The sequence below is a fragment of the Streptomyces sp. APSN-46.1 genome, from assembly GCF_022815725.1.
GTDB lineage: Bacteria > Actinomycetota > Actinomycetes > Streptomycetales > Streptomycetaceae > Streptomyces.
On sequence record NZ_JALGRF010000001.1, the window covers coordinates 1,027,229 to 1,049,486 of the forward strand.

A 22,258-nucleotide genomic window follows, 5' to 3' on the forward strand; every position below is an offset into this window, starting at 1 on the left:
GTGCTGCCTTTCACGCTTGGGTGAAGGTCTGGCGCTGGCTGCCGAGGCCGTCGATGGAGAGCTCGACCGTGTCGCCGGGGCGCAGGAAGGGAGTGCCCGGAAGACCCAGAGCCACGCCCGCGGGCGTACCGGTGTTGATCACGTCGCCCGGTTCCAGGACCATGTACTGGCTCAGGTACCACACGATGTGGTCGACCGTGAAGATCATGCTGTTGGTGTGACCGTCCTGCCGCTTCACACCGTTGACGCTCAGGTACAGGCCGAGGTCCTGCGGGTCGCCCGCCTCGTCGGCGGTGACCAGCCACGGGCCGAGCGGGTTGAAGGTCTCGCAGGACTTGCCCAGGTCCCACTGCGATGAGTACTCCAGCTGGAATTCCCGCTCCGATACGTCGTGGCTGATCGTGTACCCCGCGATCACGGCCCGCGCGGCATCCGGTCCGTCCAGGTAGCGCGCCCGGCGACCGATGACGACCGCGAGTTCGACCTCCCAGTCGGTCTTCACCGATCCACGGGGGATCAGCACCGCGTCGTACGGGCCGACCACCGTGCCCGGGTCCTTCATGAACACCACCGGACACGCGGGAATCGCCGCGCCGGTCTCGGCGGCATGATCGCGGTAGTTCAGGCCGACGCAGACGACCTTGCCCGGGCGGGTGACGGGCGCCCCGATGCGCAGCCCGTCCCGGTCCAGTTCAGGCAGCTTCCCCGCCGAGACCGCCGCACGGGCCCGGTCGATCCCCCCGGAGGCGAGGAAGACACCGTCGATGTCCCGGGTCACGGAGGACAGGTCCAGCAGCCGCCCGCCGTCGATGCGTACCGCGGGCCGCTCTTCACCTGGGGATCCGACGCGTAGCAGTTTCACCGGGCAGCTCCCTCAGTCATCGGATGTATCGCGCGCCACAGCGACCTTAGACGCGTAGATCGCGGCTCACAATGGATTCCTCGGATGTATTTCCCCGCCGTTACGCGCAGACGCCCTCAAAGGGCGACTCTTCCGGAGCCGCCCGGGGCACGTCTCCCGAACCGCCGTTGCCCGCGCTGTCGGACATCGTGGGGGTCAAACGGAGTCAGCCGGTCGTGGGCTCTTGTCAACGTCGGCAACGTCGTCGTAACGTCCCGTCCACGATACATCGGAGGAATGGCCGGATCATTCGGTGCGCCAGTCCGGCGCCCCCGCCGCCTTCCGCAGGGCACATACGCCCCCCTCCCACCGTCGCCCTGCGGCCCCGCGCCCCTGGCTAAGGAGAGAACACGGCCATGAAGCCCACTCGCACCCGCTCCACCGCCGCAGCCGCCACCGCCGTCCTCGCGGTGCTGGCCCTCGCTACCGCGTGCAACCGCGAGAGCCCCGGCGCGGCCGCCTCGGGCGGCGACAAGTCCGCCATCGGCATCGACCTGCCCCGCTCCGACTCCGACTTCTGGAACTCCTACGCGCAGTACCTGAAGAACGGCATCAAGACCGAAGGCATCAACGCGCTGCCGCTGAGCAACTCGCAGAACGACGTCACCAAGCTGGTCGCCAACGTGCAGGTGTTCCAGAACACGGGCGCCAAGGCCGTCGTCATGGCACCCCAGGACACCGGTGCCATCGCCTCCACCCTGGAGACCCTCGCGTCGAAGAAGATCCCGGTGGTCAGCGTCGACACCAGACCCGACAAGGGCACTGTCTACATGGTGGTCCGAGCCGACAACAGGGCGTACGGCACCAAGGCGTGCGAGTTCCTCGGCAAGCAGCTGGGCGGCCAGGGCAAGGTCGCAGAGTTCCAGGGCGCCCTTGACTCCATCAACGGTCGCGACCGCTCAGAGGCGTTCGCGGAGTGCATGAAGACGAAGTTCCCGAAGATCGAGGTCTTCGAGCTGCCCACCGACTGGAAGGGCGACGTGGCCTCCGCCAAACTGCAGAGCCTCCTCGCGCAGCACCCGGACCTGAACGGCATCTACATGCAGGCGGGCGGTGTCTTCCTGCAGCCCACTCTGCCCTGCTGGAGCAGAAGGGCCTGCTCAAGCCCGCCGGGCAGGAGGGCCACATCAGCATCGTCTCCAACGACGGCATCCCGCAGGAGTTCGAGGCCATCCGCAAGGGCCAGATCGACGCCACCGTCTCCCAGCCCGCCGACCTCTACGCCAAGTACGCGCTGTACTACGCCAAGGCCGCCGCCGAGGGCAAGACCTTCCAGCCGGGTGCGACCGACCACGGCTCCACCATCATCAAGCTGCCGAACGGCCTGGAGGACCAGCTCCCCGCTCCGCTGGTCACCAAGGACAACGTCGACGACACGACCCTGTGGGGCAACAACGTCGGCTGATGACCGGCGGGCCCCCACCCCGCGCGCGGTCGGGAACGGACACACCCCCTAGGCGCCCCAGCCTCCGTACACGAAGGACGGTATCCACCATGGCGGACACCGCCACCGCCCCGGCGACCGGCCCCGGCACCCCGGCCCCGGTGGCCGAGGCGACCGGCATCAGCAAACGATTCGGCGCGACCGTCGCGCTGCGCGACGCCCGTATCACCATCGCCCCGGGCGAGTCGCACGCCCTGGTCGGACGCAACGGCGCCGGCAAGTCGACGCTCGTGTCCGTCCTCACCGGCCTTCAGCAGCCCGACACCGGAGCGCTGCGCTTCTCCGGTGAGCCGGCCCCCGCCTTCGGCGACATCGACGCCTGGCGCTCCCGCGTCGCCTGCGTCTACCAGCGCTCCACGATCATCGGTGAGCTGACCGTCGCCGAGAACCTCTTCCTCAACCGGCAGAGCGGCCGCTCGCTGCAGCCCATCCGCTGGAAGCAGCTGCGCCACCGCGCCGGGGAGCTCCTAGGCGAGTACGGCGTCGACGTCGACCCTGCCGCCCGGGCGAGGGACCTCACCGTCGAGCAGCGGCAGTTCGTGGAAATCGCCCGGGCCCTGTCGTTCGGCGCCCGCTTCATCATCCTCGACGAGCCGACCGCGAAGCTCGACGGCCGCGGCATCGGCCGCCTCTTCGGCAAACTCCGCGACCTCCAGCGCCAGGGTGTCGCCTTCCTCTTCATCTCCCACCACCTGCAAGAGGTGTACGACTTCTGCACCACGGTCACGGTCTACCGCGACGCGGCCCACATCCTCACCGCGCCCGTCGCCGAGCTCGGCCGTCCGGCCCTGGTGGAGGCCATGACCGGCGAGTCCGCCTCCACGGTCACCGCCACCGCCGGCCGCCACCCGGGCACGCGGGCCGACTCGGTGGAACTGCTGGCGATCGGCGGCCTGACGCTGCCCGGTGCTTGCGAGGGCATCTCCCTCTCCCTACGCTCCGGCGAGGTCGTCGGGCTCGCCGGCGCCACCGCCAGCGGCAACGTGCAGGTGGGTGAGGCGGTCGCCGGCCTGCACCGCGCCAAGGGCGGCCGGATCTCGGTCGGCGGCAAGGCCGTGCGCACCGGCAGTGTGCCGTCCGCTCTCACCGCCGGCGTCGGTCTGGTCCCCGAGGATCGCCACCGTCAGGGGCTGGTCGCCAACCGCAGCGTGGCGGAGAACGCGACGCTCACCGCCACCGACCAGCTCGGCCCGTTCGGCATCGTGCTGCCCGCACGCACCAGGGCCTTCGCGCAGCGCGTGATCCGGGACCTCGACATCAAGACTCCCGGAGCCGCCACCCCGGTCTCCGCCCTCTCCGGCGGCAATCAGCAGAAGGTCGTCGTCGCCCGTGCCCTGGCCACCGATCCGCACGTGCTCGTGGCCATCCGCCCCACCAACGGTGTGGACGTCAAGTCCAAGGAGTTCCTGCTCGGCAGGATCCGGCAGGTCGCGGACGGCGGCAGGGCCGCGCTGATCGTCTCCGACGAGCTGGACGACCTGAAGGTCTGCGACCGGGTCGTCGTCATGTTCCACGGGCGGGTGGTGGCCGAGTTCGACCACGGATGGAAGGACGAGGACGTCGTCGCCGCCATCGAGGGCGTCGCCGGCGACCCGGCTCCTGCCACCACGTCTCCCACATCCGCCCTACCCGCCCTACCCGCCCCACCCGCCTCATCCGGCGCAGACGAGCACGGAAGGTAGTCATGTCCGCCACCACAGATCTCACCGAGCACGCACCGAGCACGGCGGCGCCGGCCGCGGCGGACACCGCCCGCCGCCGGGTCGGCCTCGGGCGCTTGCGTGAACTGTCCCTGGTCCCGGCGATCCTCGTCCTGGGCCTGATCGGGTTCATCGTCTCGCCGGCCTTCCTCACTACCGACAACCTGATCGGTGTGGCCCAGCAGTCCACCGAGCTGAGCCTGCTGGTGCTCGCCACGGCCTTCGTCCTGATCGCCGGCCGGATGGACCTGTCCCTGGAGTCCACCATCGGCGTGGCCCCCGTCATCGCCGTGTGGCTGATCCTGCCCGCCAGTGGGGGCCGGTTCACCGGACTCGGCCTCTTCCCCGAGTGGATGGCCGTCCCGCTCTGCCTGCTGGTCGGGGCGCTGATCGGCGCCGTCAACGGCTTCCTCATCCTCAAGCTGCGCCTCAACGGCTTCATCGTCACCCTCGGCGCCCTGACCATGCTCCGCGGACTGCAAGTGGCCCTCTCCGAAGGCCAGTCCATCGTCGAGCTGCCCTCGTCCTTCACCTACCTGGGCAGGGCGTCCTGGCTGGGCGTGCCCGCCGCGATCTGGGTGTGCGCGCTGCTCTTCGCGATCGGCGGCAGTGCGCTGGCCTGGCTCCGGCACGGCCGGGCCCTGTACGCGATCGGCGGCAATGCCGAGGCCGCCCGCACCGCGGGCATCCGCGTCGACCGCACCGTGTGGGTCGTGCTCGTCCTCGGCGGCGTGCTCGCCGCGTTCGCCGGTATACTTTACAGCGGGCACTACGGCTCCATCTCCGCCACACAGGGCAGCGGCTGGATCTTCCAGGTCTTCGCCGCGACCGTCATCGGCGGAGTCAGCCTCAACGGCGGCAAGGGTTCCGTTTTCGGCGCCCTCACCGGCGTCCTCACCCTCCAGCTCGTCGTCAACGTCATGACGCTGGCGGGCGTACCGCCCCTGTGGAACCAGTTCCTCAATGGCGCCATCATCATTGTCGCCCTGGTCATCTCCCGATTCGCGTCCGGCGAGAAGCAGGAATAGCCACGTCCCGCATGCGGCTCCGCACATACCCGGCACTGAGAGGCACGTTTGTGGCACTGACGGACGAGGCGATCGACAAGATCAAGGCGATGATCCTCGACGGCGAACTCGCGCCCGGCTCGCGCCTGCCCAAGGAGGAGATCCTCGCCGGACAACTCGGCTTGTCCCGGAATTCGCTGCGCGAGGCCGTCCGGGCGCTGACGGCCATGCGCATCCTGATCACCCGTCAGGGCGACGGCACCTACGTCTCCAGCCTGGAGCCTCATCTCCTGCTGGAGAGTCTTTCGTTCGCCGCCGATGTCTCCCAGGGCCGCACGGCACTGCAACTGCTCCAGGTACGTCGACTGCTGGAACCGCAGGCGACCGGGCTGGCCGCTGCCGTGCTGACGCCGGAGGACCTCCAGGAACTGCGCGACATCCTCGACAGGTCCCGGGCCGCCACGACCGTGGAGGAGTTCGTCGCCCACGACATCGCCTTCCATCTCAGGATCGTCGAAGCCGTCGGCAACCCCGTGCTGTCGATGCTTCTGCGGGTACTCTCCACACGCACCCAGCGCGTCCGCATCGTCCGCGGCAGCCGGACCCGTCACGCATTGGACAACGCCCACCAGGACCACGAGCAGATCCTCGGCGCGCTCCAGTCACGCGACGCCCTGCTGGCCGCCTCCGCCGCGACCGTCCACATCGCGGCCGTGGAGCAGTGGCTGGCCGCCAGTCTGAACGACGACCCGCTGCGAGCCATCGACGACTGACCGCCCCCACGCGGTCACAGCACTAGCGGGCAGGCAGGCGGGTGGGATCGGCGATGATCTGTCGGACGGTCGACCATGCCGCGCCCAGCACCGGTCCGCGCCGCCCCAGGGTGGAGGGTCGTACCGCCTCCGGGGTCCAGGGCCGGACGGTGACCCGGGCGGCCAGTTCGGCGCGGATCGACGGGAGGAGCCAGTCGGCGAGTTCGGCGTAGGCGCCGCCCAGAACGACGCCGTCCGGGTCGATCAGGTTCACCGCCGAGGCGAGGGCGAGGCCCAGGGCCCGTCCTGCGCGGTCCAGGGCGCGCAGGGTCGACGCGTCCCCGGCGCGTGCCCGCTCGGCCAGCAGGGCCACCGGGTCGCCGACGTGCGCGAGCCCGGCCTCGCGCAGCACGGTCGCTTCGCCCGCGTACTGCTCCAGGCAGCCGCGTGCCCCGCAGGCGCAGCGGGCGCCCTCCGGGTGGACGGGCAGATGGCCGAGTTCGCCCGCGAAGCCGCGGGCGCCCCTGAACAGCTTCCCGCCGACGACCAGTGCGGCACCGATTCCGGCCTCGGCGGAGACGTGTACGAAGGTCTCGGCGGGGTGTCCCTGGTGCCACTGCTCGGCCAGCGCCCCGAGGTTGGCCTCGTTCTCCGGCACGGGCACGGTGTCGGGGTCGGGCCAGTGGTCGGCGGGGCGGACTGCCTGCCAGCCCAGGTTGGGCGCGTTCGCGACCAGCCCGCTGGGCTCGTTCGGCACCACCCCCGGCACGGCCAGGACGCGGCCCTCGACGCGCAGGCCGAGGGCGGCGGCCTCGGACTCCGCCTCGGCGCCCAGCGCGGCGACCTCCGCCAGCACCTGCCCGGCCGGCCGGCCCGCGTTGGCCCGCTCCACCCGACGCCACACCCGGGGTTCACCGCGCAGGTCCACGACGCACGCCGCGAGATGGGTGACGCCGATCTCCAGGCCGAGGCCCGCGGGACCCCGATCGTTCAGGGCCAGGGCCCGTCCGGGGCGGCCGACCCGTCCGCTCGGCGCGGTCTCCGTCTCGGTCAGCGCTCCGCGACCGATGAGCTCGTCGACCATGGAGGAGACGGCCGGCCTGGTCAGGCCCGTGTGCCCGGCGACGTCCGCCCGGGAGAGCGGGCCGTGCGCGGCGACCGCGCCGATCACCACCGCGAGGTTCTGCCTGCGCATCCCCTGCTGCGAGGCGGGCGCGGCCTCCACGCCCCCGCTCGCCCTGCCTATCCCGGTCATTGAGCCGACGCTCCTATCGTTCTCCCGGCGGGACCTCCTGCAACGCCCGCGCCCGCCGCAGCGTACTGGTGATCCGTTCGAGCGTGTCGTCGTCACGGGTCACGGGTTCCAGCACCCGGCCCTCGGCGGTCCGCCAGCGCCGGGCGACAGCGTCGGCAGGCTCGCCGGTGAGCAGTGCGGCGGCCTGGGCGGCGGCCCCGAGCGCGACCAGTTCCTGTGCCTCGGGCACCTGGACCGCTCGGCCGGACAGCCGCAGGACGGTCCGCTGCCAGGCCCTGCCGCGGGCTCCGCCGCCGATCAGCAGCAGTGGTTCGGCGGGGGCGGGGTTCTCGCCTCCGGCACGCAGCACCTCGTCCAGGGCCGCGAGCAGGGCCTGGGCGGCGCCGTCGTAGGCGGCCTGGAGGAGCTGGCCCGGCGTGGTGTCGTGGCGCAGGCCGTGGACCAGGCCGGAAGCGCCCGGGAGGTCCGGGGTGCGCTCGCCGTCCAGATAGGGAAGCACCACGACCGTGCCGCCTCCCTCGACGTCCTCGCGGTCGCGGCCGACGAGGGCGGCGAAGCGGTCGACGGCGAGGGTGCAGTTGAGCGTGCAGGCGAGCGGAAGCCAGCCGCCGAGGGCATCGGCGAAGCCGGCGACGGTTCCGCTCGGGTCGGCGGGCCGGGTCCGGCCGACGGCGTAGACGGTGCCGGAGGTACCGAGGCTCAGCACCGGACGTCCGGGGGTCAGGCCCAGCCCTAGGGCGGCGGCCATGTTGTCACCGGTCCCGGTGGCCACCAGCGCGCCCTCGCGCAGTGGCATCCCGGCTCGGACGGCGCCCGCGCGGGCGCCCGGCGGGAGGACCTGTGGCAGTAGCCCGGGGTCGAGGCCGATCCGGGCGAGGACGTCCCGGTCGTAGCCGTCCGGGCCCCACCAGCCGGTTCCCGACGCGTCACCGCGGTCCGTCACCGCCTCGCCGGTCAGCCGCTCCGTCAGAAAGTCGTGGGGCAGCCGGACGGCCGCGACGCGGTCGGCGGCGGCAGGCTCGTTGGCTTGCAGCCAGGCCCACTTGGGGGCCGTGAAGGCGGCCGTCGGGACGCTTCCGGTGCGGCGGGCGAGCTCTGCCGTGCCGAACGCGGCTGCGAGCTCGGCGGCCTGCGGGGCGGAGCGGACGTCGTTCCACAGCAGCGCCGGGCGCACCGGCCGGCCGGCCGTGTCGAGGGTGACCAGGCCGTGCTGCTGGCCGGCGATCGAGCAGGCGGCTGCGCGATCCGCCCAGCCGGTGCGTGCCATGGCCTCGCCGAGCGCCCGCCACCACTGTTCGGGGTCGCTCTCGCGTCCGGCGCCCGCGCTGACGGCGTGCGCGGCGCGGCCCTCGCCCAGGACGGCGCCGGTTTCCAGGTCGACGGCGAGGGCCTTGGTGGACTGGGTCGAGCTGTCGACACCGATCACGACACGCTGTGCAGCCATGCGTTCCTCCGGTGGGGTTCCTTCTGACGTCTCGGCATACTAATTTGTTTTTCGTCATTACAAATAACCCTCGGCCCTGATCCGGAGCGCCTCATGACCAGCGACCCGCTCGTCCCCACTCCCGCGCACAGGTTCACCTTCGGCCTGTGGACCGTCGGCTGGCAGGGCCGGGACCCCTTCGGCGACGCCACCAGACCCGCCCTCGACCCGGTCGAGACCGTGCAGCGGCTGGCCGAACTCGGCGCCTACGGCGTGACGTTCCACGACGACGACCTGATCCCCTTCGCCGCCGGGGACACCGCACGCGAGCAGGCGGTCAAGCGCTTCCGCACCGCACTCGACACGGCCGGGCTGAAGGTGCCGATGGCCACCACCAATCTCTTCACCCACCCGGTGTTCAAGGACGGCGCGTTCACCGCCAACGACCGCGACGTGCGCCGGTACGCGCTGCGCAAGACGATCCGCAACATCGACCTGGCCGTGGAACTGGGCGCCTCGGTCTACGTCGCCTGGGGCGGCCGCGAGGGCGCGGAGTCGGGCGCGGCCAAGGACGTACGCACCGCCCTCGACCGGTTGAAGGAGGCCTTCGACCTGCTGGGCGAGTACGTCGAGAACCAGGGTTACGACCTGCGCTTCGCGATCGAGCCCAAGCCCAACGAGCCGCGCGGCGACATCCTGCTGCCCACCATCGGCCACGCCCTGGCGTTCATCAACGAGTTGGACCGGCCCGAGCGGGTCGGCCTCAACCCGGAGGTCGGCCATGAGCAGATGGCCGGGCTGAACTTCCCGCACGGCATCGCCCAGGCCCTGTGGCACGGCAAGCTGTTCCACATCGACCTCAACGGCCAGACCGGCATCAAGTACGACCAGGACCTGCGCTTCGGCGCGGGCGACCTGCGCCAGGCCTTCTGGCTGGTCGACCTGCTGGAGTCGGCCGGCTACGACGGCCCCCGTCACTTCGACTTCAAGCCGCCGCGCACCGAGGACTCCGCCGGCGTCTGGGCCTCGGCGGCCGCCTGCATGCGCAACTACCTGCTCCTGGCGGAGCGTTCCCGCGCCTTCCGGTCCGATCCGGAGGTCCGGGCCGCGCTCGCCGCCTCCCGACTGCCCGAACTCGCCCTCCCCACCGCCGAGGACGGCCTGGCCGGGCTACTGGCCGACCCGTCCGCCTTCGACGAGTTCGACGTCGATGCCGCCGCCCGCCGCGGCATGGCCTTCGAACAGCTGGACCAGCTCGCCCTCGAACACCTCCTCGGCGCCCGCTGAGCCGGTGTTCCCATGAGCCGGGCCGTGACGTTCCACGGCCCGGCTCCCCGGCTCCCCGGCTCAGGCCGGGTAGGCGAGGTCGGCCTCCAGGGTTCCGGCGGGCTGGGCGTGGACGGTTCCGGTCGGCCCGCCGAACCGGAGCTGCCAGGGATGCGGGCTGTCGGTGGTCACGTGGAGGCGGTCGCCCCGGCGGCGCAGGTGGAAGCGGGCCACCTCGCCGGGGCCGTCGGAGCGCGGGATCACCACAGTGCGCTCGGCGCCGTCGGCGAAGGCGTGTACCCGTAGTTCGACGCCGTCCGCCCAGGCGGAGACCGGGCGCTGGTCGTCGGCGGCGAGCGGAATCACGGAGTCGGGGCGGGCCAGCAGCGGCAGGGTGTGGAAGCCGTGCTGCTCGCGGACCCAGCGGGGACCGGTGATCTGAGCGCCGGTCAGAACGTTCGTCCACGTTCCTTCCGGCACGTAGTACTCGACCGTGCCGTCGTCGGTGAAGACCGGGGCGACGAGCAGATCGTCTCCGAGCATGTACTGCCGGTCGAGCGCGGCGGCGGCCGGGTCGTCGGGGAATTCCAGCACCATGGCGCGCATGATGGGGATACCGGTGGCGTGGGCCTGTTGGGCGGCGCGCTGGAGGTAGGGGGCGAGGCGGTGCTTGAGCAGGGTGAACTCCCGGGTGACCTCGACGGCCTCCTCCCCGTAGTCCCACGGCACGCGGTACGACTTGCTGCCGTGCAGGCGGCTGTGCGAGGAGAGGAGACCGAACTGCACCCAGCGCTTGAAGACGGTGGGGGTCGGAGTGCCCTCGAAGCCGCCGATGTCGTGGCTCCAGAAGCCGAAGCCGGAAAGGCCGAGGGAGAGCCCGCCGCGCAGTGACTCGGCCATGGCGTTGAAGTGCGACTCGCAGTCGCCGCCCCAGTGCACCGGATACTGCTGGCCGCCCGCCGTGGCGGAGCGGGCGAAGAGCAGCGCCTCGCCCTCGCCGTGTTCCACCCGCAGCAGCGCGAAGACGGCCTGGTTGTAGAGGTGGGTGTAGTAGTTGTGCATCCGCTCGGGGTCGGCGCCGTCGTGCCAGACGACGTCGGTGGGGATGCGCTCCCCGAAGTCGGTCTTGAAGCAGTCCACGCCCTGGTCGAGCAGCGTCTTCAGCTTGCCGGTGTACCAGTCGCGGGCGGCCGGGTTGGTGAAGTCCACCAGGGCCATGCCGGGCTGCCACAGGTCCCACTGCCACACGCTTCCGTCCAGGCGGCGGACCAGATGGCCCTCGCGCATGCCCTCCTCGAACATCGCCGACTTCTGCGCGATGTACGGGTTGATCCAGGCGGAGATCCGCAGTCCCCGCTGCTTGAGGCGGGTGAGCATGCCGGCCGGGTCGGGGAAGGTGTCGGAGTCCCATGCGAAGTCGCACCACTGGTAGCCGCGCATCCAGAAGCAGTCGAAGTGGAAGACGCTCAGCGGGATGCCGCGCTCGGCCATGCCGTCGACGAAGCGGTTGACGGTGGCCTCGTCGTAGTCGGTGGTGAAGGAGGTGGTCAACCAGAGGCCGAGCGCCCAGGCCGGCGGCAGGGCGGGGCGTCCGGTGAGCGCGGTGTAACGCTCCAGGATCTGCTTCGGGGTCGGGCCGTGGACGACGAAGTACTCCAGCGACTGGTCCTCGACGCTGAACTGCACCTGGCCGACCGACTCGGAGCCGACCTCGTAACTGACCTTGCCGGGGTGGTTGACGAAGACCCCGTACCCCCGATTGGTCAGGTGGAAGGGGATGTTCTTGTACGCCTGCTCGCTGCTGGTGCCGCCGTCAGCCTGCCAGATGTCCACGACCTGCCCGTTCTTGACGAACGGAGTGAACCGCTCCCCCAAACCGTAGATCAACTCTCCAACATTCAGCGATAGTTGCCCGAGCATGAAGTGTCGCCCGGTGTCGTCGGTGACGAAGCCGGTACCGCGTTCGCCGACGGAGGTCAGCACCTGCCCGTCGGCGGCGAACTCCAGGCGCCACGGCTGTGAGGTGTCCACCCGCAGCGACAGCTCACCCGCACTGAGCTCGACCACCGGGCCGTCCCGGTGCACCTTCCCGCTGCCCCGCTGCGCGCCGGGCAGCGCGAACTCCGGCCCGCGCCGCACCGAACCTGCGTGGTGGGTGACGCGGACCCCGATCACGCCCTCGGCCGGAGACCAGCAATCGACCGTCAGAAGCGCACTGTTGAGCATGCCACCGCGGCTGCGCACGTGCTTCACCGGCGCGTAGAGGGTCATCCGGTGCTCGTCGGCCCGGACGTCCGCGACCTCGGTGGCGTAACGCGCGGTCACGCCCGGGCGCATCAACCAGTAACCGTCGGTGAACTTCATCGCGCGGGTTCCTCCGGCCGCGCGCGGTGCGCGGTGATCAGGCCCCGGTACCAGTGGTAGCTGTCCTTGGGCGTTCGGGTCAGGGTGTCGTAGTCGACGTGGACCAGGCCGAAGCGCTGGCCGTAGCCTCGCGCCCACTCGAAGTTGTCCAGCAGCGACCAGACGTAGTAGCCGCGCACGTCCACCCCTGCGGAGATGGCGTCGGCGACGGCGGCGAGGTGGTCCGCGAGGTAGTCGATCCGCTCGGTGTCGTGGACCCGGCCGTCGGGGCCGACGGTGTCGCCCTCGGCGGAGCCGTTCTCGGTGATCCAGACCGGCGGAAGCCGCGGGTAGCGGGCGTGGAGTTCACGGAGCAACTCTGTGAGCGCGTCCGGGACGACGGGCCATCCCATGGTGGTGTGCCGGGCCCTGTACCGGTCCAGCTCAGTGACGCCGATGTCCACGGCGGTGCGCACTTCGGGGTCGGCCTCGCGGTGGGGGGCGGCGGCGAACGTCACCGGGCGGTAGAAGTTGACGCCGAGGAAGTCCAGCGGGGCGCCGATCAGCTCCAGGTCGCCCGGCAGTCGCCAGGGGCCGTCGGCGAGGCCGGCCCAGGTCTCGGCCTCGTGCGCGGGGTAGCGGCCCGCGAGGAGCGGCTCGGTCCAGACCTCGTTGTGGAGGACCTTGGCACGGCGCAGGGCGGCCCGGTCCTCGGGGAGGGCGGAGGCGAGATGGATGCGGTCGAGGTTGAGGGTGATCCCGATCTCCTGGGCGCCCGCGGCGCGCAGCTCCCGTACCGCGAGGCCGTGGGCGACCAGCAGGTGGTGGGCGGCCGCCAGCGCGCCGCGGCCCTCCTCGGCACCGGGTGCGTGCCGCCCCTCGGCGTAGCCGACGAAGGCAGAGCAGTACGGCTCGTTGAGGGTGATCCAGCGCTCCACCCGGTCCCCGTAGCGCTCGGCCGCGAGGGCCGCGTACTGCGCGAAGGCCTCGGCGGTCTCCCGGACCCGCCAGCCACCGCCCGCGGCGGAGCCGCTGTCGGACGGAGTCTCCAGGGCTTGGGGCAGGTCCCAGTGGTAGAGGGTGACGGCGGGGGCGACTCCGGCGGCCAACAGCTCGTCGATCAGGCGGTCGTAGAAGTCCAGGCCCTTGGGGTTGGCCGGTCCGGTGCCCCGGGGCAGCAGGCGGGGCCAGGCGATCGAGAAACGGTAACTGTCGACGCCGAGCTCGTGCAGCAGTGCGACGTCCTCGTCGTGGGCGCCCTCGATCTGGTAGGCGGCGGTCGCGGCACCGAAACGGAATCCGGTGGGCAGTTCCGGGATCGCCGGGGTGCTCATGGGCAGAGCTCCGGCGCCAGGCCGCGCTCGCGCAGCCAGGCCAGTTGGACGGGCGGGTTGGAGCCGCAGCCGCCCCCGTGGTCGCCGAACGGCCACACGGTCATGGTGCGGTCCTCGCCCGCGTAGTGATTGAAGGCGGCGTAGACCGTGGAGGGCGGGCAGACCGGGTCCATCAGGCCCACGCTGAACACCGTCGGCGCGGTGGCCCGCCGGGCGAAGTGGACGCCGTCGAAGTGGTCGAGGGTGGCGAAGGCCGGCTCCACGCGGTGGCGGCTGTGCCAGCGCAGGTACGTGGCGATCTCCTGGTACGGGCCGTCGCCGCAGATCGCGGCAGCGCGGCGGAAGTGGCACAGGAACGGGACGTCCGGCATCGCCGCCGCCACGCGGTCCCCGGCGAGACCGGCGACGGCGAGCGCCAGACCGCCGCCCTGGCTGGCTCCGGCCACCACGATCCGACGGCCGTCGAGTCCGGGCAGCTCCGCGGCCGCGTCCACGGCTCGCACGCAGTCGGTGACCAATCGCCGGTAGTAGTAGGTGTCGGGAGAGTCGATGCCGCGGGTCATGAAGCCCCCGACCCACTGCGTGCCGTCGCCCACGCCCCGGTCCGGGGTGTCGTGGCCCTGGCCCCGGCTGTCGACGACGAGTTGGGCGTAGCCCGCGGCGGACCAGAACAGGTGGTCGGTGGGCAGTCCCCGTCCGCCGCCGTAGCCCATGTAGGTGACGACGACCGGCAGCGGTCCGGCCGCGTTGCGCGGGCGCAGCAGCCAGGCGGCCACCGGCTCGCCGTTCCAGCCGGGGAAGCGCACGTCGTCGACCTCGACGGTGCTCAACAGATGCTGGGCGGTGACCCGTTCGACCTTGATCGCCCCGTCGTGCGACCGGGCTTCGGCAAGGGTCCGCCGCCAGAAGGCGTCGAAACCCGTCGGATCGGACAACTCTGGCCGGTAGCGGATGAGTTCGTCCACGCTGAGGTCTGTGAGCGGCATGGGAGCTTCCTCCGGTCGGAATGGGGTGGCGGCCCGCCCCCCGGACGGGCCGCCGGTCTCGCGGGTGCGGGCCTCAGTCGGTCCCGCCGGACGTGGTGAAGCCGAAGGCGGCCAGGCGGAAGCCGCCGTGCAGCGTCAGCCGCAGGTCGTGGACGCCGGCCGGCGGAGCGGCGAGCTCGGCCGCGACGGTCGTCCACGTGTAGCGGTCGCCGGTGACGGGAACGTCGATCTCCGCCAACAGCCGGTCACCAGCGCGGAGTTCCAGCCGCGCCTCTCCGCAACCCGCCTTCTCGAGGGCGGTCTCGGCCTCCACCCGGACCGCCCCGGAGAGATCGACGTCGCGGAAGAGAAGCGTCGCGGGCCGCGCCGGATCGGCCGGGGTCACCGCGTCGCCGCTGGTGCGGGTGGCGTCGACGATGGTGGTGTCCGCGTGGTCGTCGAAGTCGACGGTCAGGGTTCGTCGGCCGACGACCACGCGGGGCGCGGGGGCCGCCCCGGTCACTGTGAGCTGTGCGGTGAGGACCGGGTGCTCGGCGGAGCGGCCGGCGGTGATCTCGTATCCGCCGGGGTCGACGGTGAAGGCGCCGGTCGCGATGGACCAGTGGGCGAGCCGGTCGGCTGGGAGCGAGAACGTCAGTTCCCGGCTCTCGCCCGGCCCCAGACGGACCTTGCGGAAGTCGGCGAGGCGCCGCCGGGGGGCCTCGTAGCGGGCGTCCAGCGCCCGGACGTAGAGCTGGACCACCTCGCTGCCGGTCCGTCGGCCGATGTTGGCCAGTGTCACCGTGACGTCAACCGAACCGTCCTGGCCGATCGACGGCTGCGACAGGCTCAGGTCGCGGTAGGCGAAGTCGGTGTAGGACAGCCCGTGGCCGAAGGGATAGAGGGGCGCGGCCCGGTGGTACTGGTAGGTCCAGCCGGCCTTGATGATGTCGTAGTCGAGCGGCTCCGGCAACGGGTCCTCGCCCCGGTACCAGGTCTGCGGCAGGCGGCCGGCGGGCTCGGCCTCCCCGAGCAGCACCGCTGCCAGCGCATGGCCCGTCTCCTGCCCACCGTGGGAGGTCCACACCACGGCGGGCAGGTGCTCGTCGGCCCAGTCGACGGCGTACGGGTAGCTGCTCATCACCACCAGCGCCGTATCAGGGCAGACGGCCGCGACCGTGCGCAGCAGTGCCTCCTGCGTCTCGGGCAGGTCGAGGCCCGCGCGGTCCTCGGTCTCGCGGCCGTTGACCATCGGGTGGTTGCCGAGGACGACGACCGCCGCGTCGGCCGTCTCCGCGGCCGCCCGTGCCTCGGCCGCGCCGTCGCGCAGCAGTTCCCGCTGCCAGCGCTCGGCGGCGTCCGGGGTCGAGGCCGTGACGGTCACCCGGCCGTCGGCCGGGTCCACGGCGGCGTAGCGTCCGGTGAGCACGGAGCGCAGCAGCACGGCGCCGTCCCCGGCCGGTTCGAGCCGGAAGGTCTCGTGGATCTCCCAGCTCTTGAGCACCTCCTGGTCGGCCGCCAGTGAGTCGTCGCCCTTGAGGCTCAGGTAGCGGCCGGTGTCGGCGGCGCGCAGGGTCAGTACGCCGCGGCCCCAGTCGGCCACGTCGAAGGCGGTCTTGCCGAGCAGTTCCCCGGTGGTGCCGGAGCGCAGCGCGATCCGGTCGGCGCCCTCCTCGCAGACCACCTCGCCGCCGTGGACGCCTAAGCGGCCTCGGGGAAGTGGGGCACGTCCCCGCGCCGCCCGGCACGGCACCTCGCCGCGTTGTCGCAGCACCCGAGTACGTCCAGTACAAGGGCACTGCTCCGCCTTGCGATGCACCGCGCCGGACAACGCGGAAACGCATCCCACTTCCCCGAGGCCGCTTAGCGCCGCGGCGAGTCCGGCGGCGACGCCGACCTCATAAGGCAGGGTGCCGCTGTACCAGTCCTCGCACAGCGTGTCGGCGAGTGGGCCGATGACGGCGATCCGCGGTGTCCGCGCCGCGTCGAGCGGCAGCAGGCCGTCGTTCTTGAGCAGCACCACCGACTCGGTCGCGGCATGTCGCGCCAGCTCGCGGTGCTCGGTGCAGTCGATGACCTCGGGCCCGATACCGGCGTAGGGGTCCAGTTCGGGGTCGAACTCGCCGAGTCGGAAGCGGAGTTCCAGCTGCCTCCGGACGGCGCGGTTCACGTCGGTCCCGTCGATCAGGCCGCGCTCCAGGGCCTCGCGCAGACGGCCGACCGTTGTCGCGCTGTCCTCGCCGTGGTCGGTGAAGCTGTCGATGCCCGCCTTGAGCGCCGCCGCGTGGGACTCGGCGTGGTCGTCGAAGTACTCCTCCAGGTCGACCAGATTGGACGGGGCTTCGGCGTCACTGACCACGAACAGCTCGTGGCCGGTCGGCTCCGCCCAACGGCGCAGTTCCGACTCGATGAGCGGGCTCACGTGGCAGGGACGGCCATTGACGAGGTTGTAGGCGGCCATGGCGCCGGTCGCGGCGCCGGATTCGACGACGGGGCGGAAGGCAGCCAGGTCGTACTCGTGCAGCACACGCGGGCGCAGCCCGGAGGAGGTGGTGCAGCGGTCGTCCTCGTTGTTGTAGGCGAGGAAGTGCTTGAGCACCGGGGCCACCCGCAGGTAGGTCGGGTGGTTGCCGGACAGGCCCCGGCAGAACGCCTCCCCGAGACGGCCGGTGTGCACCGGGTCCTCGGAATATCCCTCCTCGTTGCGCCCCCAGCGCGGGTCGCGCAGCAGGTTCAGCACGGGCGCCCAGGCTTGGAGGCTGTGGGGAGCGCTGCCGACGAGGGGCGGGCGGTGGCGGTGGAAGGCGCGCAGTTCGATCGAGACCGCCTCGGCGACCCGGCGCACCAGGCCCTCGTCCCAGGTGGCGCCGAGACCGACGGCCTGCGGGAAGACGGTCGCCACCCCCAGCCAGGAGACCCCGTGCAGGGCCTCGCTGCCGGTTCGGAAAGAGCCGAGGCCGAGGCGCGGGACGGCCGGTGCGTACTGGTGCAGCATCGCGATCCGTTCGTCGAGCGTGAGCCGTTCGAGCAGGTCGTCGACACGCTTGCGCAGCGGTAGCACCGGATTACGGAAAGGAGGCGGACCGGCTGCGGGCGCGGACAGGGAACTCACGTGGACAACCCCTCGGCAGGCTGGGTGTTACGACCATTCGTCGAAGCGCTTCGACGCTGACATGAACCAGTGCCACTGTCAACTATCCCTGGTAGAACCGGCTTTGTTTTCAAGCGCTTCGACACATCGGCCGGGAAGGGTCCCTCCACCATGGGAACCGAGTGGAACCGCAGCACCTTCGTGAGCGCCGAGGGCTCGCCCCGCGCTGGTCGTCCCCGGCGAGAAGGCTGCCCGCCTGCGCCGTTGTTGGCCCAACGGTGATCTGAACAGACCCTTGACGGCACACTTGTGAGCGTTAACACTCAGGTATCGCCAGGCCGGAGCCGCTGCAAACCCGACTTCGCACAGCGCGAGGAAACCACTCCCGGCCGGCCCCGCTCGACCGCTTCCGGTTCTCCCAGCCGGGTCGCACCGTGCCGGTCGCGGAACATCACTGGAGGAACTGTGCGGAAGCTTTCAGCGAGCCTTGTCACCCTGGGCCTGACGCTGTCGCTGGCAGCCTGCGGCCAGAGCGCCAACGGAGCGGGCGACGGCGGGGGCGGCGGGGCCGGCGGGGATGCCAAAGGCGGCCTCATCGGCATCGCGATGCCGACCAAGTCGTCGGAACGCTGGATCAACGACGGCAACAACATGGTCAAGGAGTTCCAGGCCAAGGGTTACAAGACCGACCTCCAGTACGGCGACAACGTCGTGGAGAACCAGGTCTCCCAGGTGGAGAACATGATCACCAAGGGGGCGAAGCTGCTGGTGATCGCCGCCATCGACGGTTCCTCGCTCACCAACGTGCTGCAGAAGGCCGCCGACGCCCACATCCCCGTCATCTCCTACGACCGCCTGATCCGCGGCACCGGGAACGTCGACTACTACGCGACCTTCGACAACTACAAGGTCGGTGTCCTCCAGGGCAGTTACATCGTCGACAAGCTCGGAGTCAAGGACGGCAAGGGCCCCTTCAACATCGAGCTGTTCGCCGGCTCACCGGACGACAACAACGCCACCTTCTTCTACAACGGCGCGATGAGCGTCCTCAAGCCGTACATCGACGACAAGAAGCTGGTCGTGCAGAGCGGCCAGACCTCCCTCAACCAGATCGCCACACTGCGCTGGGACGGCGGTCTCGCCCAGTCCCGGATGGACAACCTGCTGAGCAAGTCGTACACCGCCGCCCGCGTCGACGCCGTGCTCTCGCCGTACGACGGCATCTCGATCGGCATCATCTCCTCGCTCAAGGGCGTCGGCTACGGCTCCGGCCAGGCGCTGCCCGTCGTCACGGGCCAGGACGCCGAGCTGGCCTCGGTGAAGTCGATCACCGCGGGCGAGCAGACCCAGACCGTTTACAAGGACACCCGCCAACTGGCCAAGGCGGCGGTCCAGATGGGCGACGCGCTGCTGACCGGCGGCAAGCCCGAGGTCAACGACACCGACCAGTACGACAACGGCGTCAAGACCGTACCGGCGCAGCTGCTCCAGCCGGTCAGCGTCGACAAGGAGAACTACCAGAAGGTCCTGGTGGACAGCGGCCAGTACACCGCGGACCAGCTCAAGTAGCCCACGGGCCCCGACCGACGGGCCCTGCGACGCCGAACCGGCGGTGCGACGCCCGGGAGACCGCCCGGCACCGCACCGCCCCGACGATACGGATGCACAACCATGGCACGACCCGTTCTCGAGATGCGGTCGATCAGCAAGACGTTTCCGGGTGTCAAGGCTCTCTCCGAGGTCAACCTGACCGTAGCCGCCGGTGAGGTGCACGCCGTCTGCGGTGAGAACGGCGCCGGCAAGTCCACCCTGATGAAGGTACTCAGCGGGGTCCACCCCCACGGCGGCTACCAGGGCGAGATCTACTTCGAGGGCGATCCCTGCCGGTTCCGGGACATCCGGGCCAGTGAGCAGCGCGGCATCGTGATCATCCACCAGGAACTCGCGCTGGTGCCCTACCTGTCCATCGCCGAGAACATCTTCCTCGGCAACGAGCACGCCACCCGGGGCGTCATCAGCTGGCACCGGACGCTGACCCACGCCGCCGCACTGATCCGGCAGGTCGGACTCGACGAGAGCCCGCACACCAGGATCGCCGACCTCGGCGTGGGCAAACAGCAGTTGGTCGAGATCGCCAAGGCGCTCGCCAAGAAGGTCAAGCTGCTCATCCTGGATGAGCCGACGGCCGCCCTGAACGACGAGGACAGCCGCAAGCTGCTCGACCTGATCCTCGAACTCAAGGCCCAGGGCATCTCCTGCATCCTCATCTCGCACAAACTGAACGAGATCGCCCGGGTCGCCGACGCCGTCACCATCCTGCGCGACGGGCGGACCATCGAGACCATCGCGATCGGTCCCGAGGGCATCTCCGAGGAGCGGATCATCCGTGGCATGGTCGGCCGCGACCTGGAACACCGCTACCCCGAGCGGCAGCCCTACTCGGCACCAGGGGCGGAGATCGGCGAGGTCGCCTTCGAGATCGAGGACTGGAGCGTCCAACACCCGATCGACCACCGGCGCAAGGTGGTCGACGGCGCCTCGCTGAACGTCCGTCGAGGCGAGATCGTCGGCATCGCCGGCCTCATGGGCGCCGGCCGCACCGAACTGGCCATGAGCGTCTTCGGCCGCTCGTACGGACGGTGGACCGGCGGCCGGGTGCGGCTGCACGGCCGGGAGATCCGTACCCGGACGGTGCCGGAGGCGATCGGGCACGGCATCGCGTACGTGACCGAGGACCGCAAGCAGTTCGGCCTCCACCTCAACGACGACATCAGCCGGAACATCTCGCTGAGCGCCCTCGGCAAGGTCGCCCGGCGGGGCTGGGTCGACCGGCACGAGGAGGCCCGGATCGCCGAATCGTTCCGGCGGACCTTGAACATCAAGGCCCCCTCGGTGTTCGCGGAGACCGGCAAGCTCAGCGGCGGCAACCAGCAGAAGGTCGTCCTCAGCAAGTGGATCTTCGCCGAGCCGGAGGCGCTGATCCTCGACGAACCCACCCGGGGCATCGACATCGGCGCCAAGGCGGAGATCTACACCGTCATCGCCGAACTCGCCGCCCAGGGCAAGACGGTACTCGTCATCTCCTCCGAACTCCCCGAGCTCCTGGGCCTGTGCGACCGGATCTACACCATGGCCGAAGGCCGGATCACCGGTGAGGTGACCCGCGCGGAAGCCACCCAGGAATCCCTCATGCGGCTCATGACCATGAGCGCGGCATCCCCCGACAAGCAGGTGTGAGGCATGGCCCAGACCGAGACCACCCCAGAGACCACGCCCGCCACACCGGAGACCGGCCGACGTCCGTCCGCCGGTGCCGTACTGGCCCGAGCGCTGCGCGGCAACCTGCGCCAGTACGGGATGCTGCTCGCGCTGGCGCTGATCGTGCTGCTGTTCCAGATCTGGACGGGCGGCATCCTGCTCCAGCCGCTCAACATCACCAATCTGATCCAGCAGAACGGCTACATCCTCATCCTGGCCATCGGCATGATGATCGTCATCATCGCCGGGCACATCGACCTGTCGGTCGGGTCGCTCGCCGCCTTCGTCGGGGCGGCCGCGGCGGTAATGATGGTCAAGCACCAGGTGCCGTGGCCCGTGGCGCTCGTGGCCGCGCTGCTGATCGGGGCTCTCGCCGGAGCCTGGCAGGGGTTCTGGATCGCCTATCTCGGGATCCCCTCGTTCATCGTCACGCTGGCCGGCATGCTGCTGTTCCGCGGTGGGACCCAGATCCTCCTCCAGGGTCAGTCGGTGGCGCCGTTCCCCAAGGGCTTCCAGAACATCAGCAGCGGCTTCCTCCCCGCGGTCGGCCCCCGCACCGACTACCACAACCTCACCCTGCTGCTGGGCCTCGCGGTGCTGGCCGTCGCGATCCTTCAGGAGGTGCGCGGACGGCGGCGGGCCGCCTCGTACGGGCTGGAACCGCTCCCGGCCGGGCTGTTCCTGGTGAAGCTCGGCGCGATCACCGCGGCCGTGGTGGCCTTCACGCTGCTGCTGGCCAGCTACCACGGGGTGCCGATCGTCCTGCTGATCCTCGGCGTCCTGCTGGTCGGCTTCGGATACGTGATGCGCAACTCGATCCTCGGCCGGCACACCTACGCCATCGGCGGCAACGAGGCGGCGGCGCGGCTGTCCGGGGTGAAGAGCAAGCGGGTCGTATTCCTCGCCTTCGTGAACATGGGCGTCCTCGCGGCCCTGGCCGGGATGGTCTTCGCCGCGCGGCTCAACGCCGGTACGCCGCAGGCCGGCATCAACTTCGAGTTGGAGGCGATCGCCGCCGCGTTCATCGGCGGCGCCTCCGCGAGCGGCGGTGTGGGAACCGTCCTCGGTGCGCTCATCGGCGGTCTGGTGCTGGGTGTGCTGAACAACGGCATGTCGCTGGTCGGCGTGGGTACCGACTACCAGCAGGTGATCAAGGGCCTGGTACTGCTGGCGGCCGTCGGCTTCGACGTCTACAACAAGCGCAAGGCCGGGGCCTGACCTTGCGGCTCCGCTCGCGCGTCGACGATCCGCTCGAAGAAGAACTCGTGCTTGAGGAAGGAGACGTCGTACTCATGACCCGGGTACGGCGGGATCAGCTGAGCGGCCTGGATCAGCCGCCAGCCCGCCCGGAGCGCCGCCACCCCCGACTCGTACGGCGGCTCGTCGCTGTCGCCCGTGGTCGGCGAGGTGCGGCCCGTGCCGTCGTACAGCGACCAGCCCACGACATGGGAGTCCAGCGCCGAGGTGGCCGAGTACAGGACCAGCACCTGCTGCCGCAGCACCGGCGCGGTGCCTTCCG

At 70.8% G+C, this 22,258-nt stretch carries 15 protein-coding genes and 1 pseudogene; 8 read left to right on the plus strand and 8 right to left on the minus strand.

Annotated elements, in window-relative coordinates; all coding sequences use genetic code 11:
* Positions 1-10 precede the first annotated feature (10 nt).
* A complete protein-coding gene (locus MTF65_RS04620) occupies positions 11-862 on the minus strand; it encodes a fumarylacetoacetate hydrolase family protein (protein ID WP_243626896.1) in 852 nt (283 codons plus the stop codon).
* Between the two features lie 395 nt (positions 863-1,257).
* Here MTF65_RS04620 and MTF65_RS04625 point away from each other — a divergent pair.
* From MTF65_RS04625 to MTF65_RS04640, 4 genes and pseudogenes are all read left to right on the plus strand, one after another.
* Positions 1,258-2,306 (plus strand): annotated as a pseudogene (locus MTF65_RS04625) (sugar ABC transporter substrate-binding protein).
* 89 nt (positions 2,307-2,395) lie between these two features.
* Entirely contained in the window at positions 2,396-4,027 is a 1,632-nt protein-coding gene (locus tag MTF65_RS04630) for a sugar ABC transporter ATP-binding protein (RefSeq protein WP_243626897.1), read from the plus strand.
* Between the two features lie 2 nt (positions 4,028-4,029).
* Positions 4,030-5,073 (plus strand): ABC transporter permease, encoded by a 1,044-nt coding sequence (locus MTF65_RS04635; protein ID WP_243626898.1) that lies wholly within the window; start codon positions 4,030-4,032, stop codon positions 5,071-5,073.
* A 50-nt stretch (positions 5,074-5,123) separates the two neighbouring features.
* Positions 5,124-5,825 carry a FadR/GntR family transcriptional regulator gene (locus tag MTF65_RS04640; RefSeq protein WP_243626899.1) on the plus strand — a complete coding sequence of 234 codons (702 nt, stop codon included), beginning with the start codon at positions 5,124-5,126 and terminating at the stop codon, positions 5,823-5,825.
* Positions 5,826-5,847: 22 nt separating this feature from the next.
* On the opposite strand, the gene MTF65_RS04645 is transcribed toward MTF65_RS04640, so the two are convergent.
* Complete coding sequence (locus tag MTF65_RS04645; protein WP_243626900.1) at positions 5,848-7,059, minus strand: ROK family protein; 1,212 nt, start codon at positions 7,057-7,059, stop codon at positions 5,848-5,850.
* Positions 7,060-7,072: 13 nt separating this feature from the next.
* Positions 7,073-8,503: a xylulokinase gene (gene xylB, locus MTF65_RS04650; RefSeq protein ID WP_243626901.1), complete on the minus strand. Its 1,431-nt coding sequence runs from the start codon at positions 8,501-8,503 to the stop codon at positions 7,073-7,075.
* Between the two features lie 93 nt (positions 8,504-8,596).
* Between xylB and xylA the strand changes: the two genes are divergently transcribed.
* Entirely contained in the window at positions 8,597-9,769 is a 1,173-nt protein-coding gene (xylA, locus tag MTF65_RS04655) for a xylose isomerase (protein WP_243626902.1), read from the plus strand.
* 60 nt (positions 9,770-9,829) lie between these two features.
* Here the strand turns inward: xylA and yicI are convergent, their stop codons facing one another.
* The 4 genes from yicI to MTF65_RS04675 all read right to left on the minus strand — a co-directional run bounded on the left by yicI (position 9,830) and on the right by MTF65_RS04675 (position 17,502).
* Entirely contained in the window at positions 9,830-12,112 is a 2,283-nt protein-coding gene (gene yicI / locus MTF65_RS04660) for an alpha-xylosidase (protein ID WP_243626903.1), read from the minus strand.
* A complete protein-coding gene (locus tag MTF65_RS04665; protein ID WP_243626904.1) occupies positions 12,109-13,425 on the minus strand; it encodes a family 1 glycosylhydrolase in 1,317 nt (438 codons plus the stop codon). Before MTF65_RS04665 ends, yicI begins: the two co-directional genes overlap by 4 nt.
* Positions 13,422-14,411: an acetylxylan esterase gene (locus MTF65_RS04670; RefSeq protein WP_243626905.1), complete on the minus strand. Its 990-nt coding sequence runs from the start codon at positions 14,409-14,411 to the stop codon at positions 13,422-13,424. The genes MTF65_RS04665 and MTF65_RS04670 overlap by 4 nt, the downstream gene beginning before the upstream one ends.
* Before the next feature lie 73 nt (positions 14,412-14,484).
* Positions 14,485-17,502 (minus strand): glycoside hydrolase family 3 protein, encoded by a 3,018-nt coding sequence (locus MTF65_RS04675; protein ID WP_243626906.1) that lies wholly within the window; start codon positions 17,500-17,502, stop codon positions 14,485-14,487.
* A 444-nt stretch (positions 17,503-17,946) separates the two neighbouring features.
* Here MTF65_RS04675 and chvE point away from each other — a divergent pair, with 444 nt between their 5' ends.
* The 3 genes from chvE to mmsB all read left to right on the plus strand — a co-directional run bounded on the left by chvE (position 17,947) and on the right by mmsB (position 21,957).
* Positions 17,947-19,050: a multiple monosaccharide ABC transporter substrate-binding protein gene (chvE, locus tag MTF65_RS04680; protein WP_243626907.1), complete on the plus strand. Its 1,104-nt coding sequence runs from the start codon at positions 17,947-17,949 to the stop codon at positions 19,048-19,050.
* A gap of 102 nt (positions 19,051-19,152) precedes the next feature.
* Positions 19,153-20,718 carry a multiple monosaccharide ABC transporter ATP-binding protein gene (gene mmsA, locus MTF65_RS04685; protein ID WP_243626908.1) on the plus strand — a complete coding sequence of 522 codons (1,566 nt, stop codon included), beginning with the start codon at positions 19,153-19,155 and terminating at the stop codon, positions 20,716-20,718.
* 3 nt (positions 20,719-20,721) lie between these two features.
* A complete protein-coding gene (gene mmsB, locus MTF65_RS04690) occupies positions 20,722-21,957 on the plus strand; it encodes a multiple monosaccharide ABC transporter permease (RefSeq protein WP_243626909.1) in 1,236 nt (411 codons plus the stop codon).
* Here the strand turns inward: mmsB and MTF65_RS04695 are convergent.
* Positions 21,930-22,238, minus strand: coding sequence for a hypothetical protein (locus MTF65_RS04695; protein ID WP_243627314.1), 309 nt, complete (start codon positions 22,236-22,238; stop codon positions 21,930-21,932). The two genes, mmsB and MTF65_RS04695, sit on opposite strands and share 28 nt — an antisense overlap.
* Positions 22,239-22,258 lie beyond the last annotated feature (20 nt).